This window comes from Oleiphilus sp. HI0067 (assembly GCF_001635735.1).
Map to the genome: position 1 here is coordinate 1 of NZ_LWFI01001037.1, position 1136 is coordinate 1136.

The 1136-nt window shown below is 46.7% G+C and carries 1 protein-coding gene and 1 pseudogene; both read right to left on the reverse strand.

Features of this window, described 5'->3' with window-relative positions; genetic code table 11:
• A pseudogene (locus A3739_RS14245) lies at positions 1 to 405 on the reverse strand (AarF/ABC1/UbiB kinase family protein); the annotation flags it as partial.
• Positions 406 to 478: 73 nt separating this feature from the next.
• A partial coding sequence (gene lipA, locus A3739_RS14250; RefSeq protein ID WP_068501854.1) for a lipoyl synthase occupies positions 479 to 1136 on the reverse strand: 658 nt, incomplete at its 5' end.

A 1136-nucleotide genomic window follows, 5' to 3' on the forward strand; every position in this document is an offset into this window, starting at 1 on the left:
ACAAATCTCTTCACCACTGCTTTTCACAATCGCTCGATGCACCTGCCCCAAAGAAGCCGTCCCAATAGATGTTTCGCACACATCAAGTTCTTGAAAACGCTCCGAGCCGAGCTGTTCGTACAACAAACCACGCATGATAGACCAATCGAGCGCCGCGGTTTTCTCTTCAAGCGTATGAAGCGCTTCAGTCACCTCAACTGGTAGAAAATGCTCGCCGTAAAGCGCCATAATCTGACCAATCTTAACAACACTGCCTTTGAGCTTACCCAACTCTTCAACGAGATACTTAGCTTCTCGTGAAAGTGCCGCACTGCGCGCCTCTGCGCGTTTTTGTGAGGACTGAAAGAGACCGGCCGTCAAACTGCCCGCCATACGCGTACCGGAGACCAAACCAGCCTTAGTCAAGCTTAAACGCCTTTCAAAGCTTCCAGTTTTAATCTTTGACAGTTTCAACGAAGAACCTCTTAAGAGCCAAGAGTTAACCGACCTTCTCGCCCTTTGCTTGCTTGTCTGCGTGATACGACGAACGAACTAATGGACCACTCGCAACATGCTTAAAACCTATTTCTTTGGCAAGTTCGCCTAACTCATCAAATTCTTCAGGTGTAACGAAACGTTCAACGGCCAAGTGGTCACGACTCGGTTGTAGATATTGACCGAGCGTAAGCATATCGACATTGTGTGCGCGTAAATCACGCATCACCTGAATAACTTCTTCTTTCGTTTCACCAATACCAAGCATTAAACCCGACTTCGTAATCACTGAAGGTGCCGCAGCTTTATACTTTTCCAATAAATCTAACGACCAATCGTAATCGGAGCCAGGTCTAACCTTTTTATATAAGGATGGCACGGTCTCTAGATTATGATTAAAGACATCAGGTGGAGTGTCTTTAAGAATATCGATTGCTACGTCCATACGCCCCCTGAAATCCGGAACGAGAACTTCAATTTCAATTGAATCAGTTCTTGAGCGAGTTTCAGAGATACAATCAGCAAAATGCTGAGCACCACCATCACGCAGATCGTCACGGTCAACAGAAGTTATAACCACGTAATTGAGATTCATGTCAGCGATGGCTTCGGCTAGCTCTCGGGGCTCATCTTGATTTAGCGGCTTTGGACGTCCATGCGCG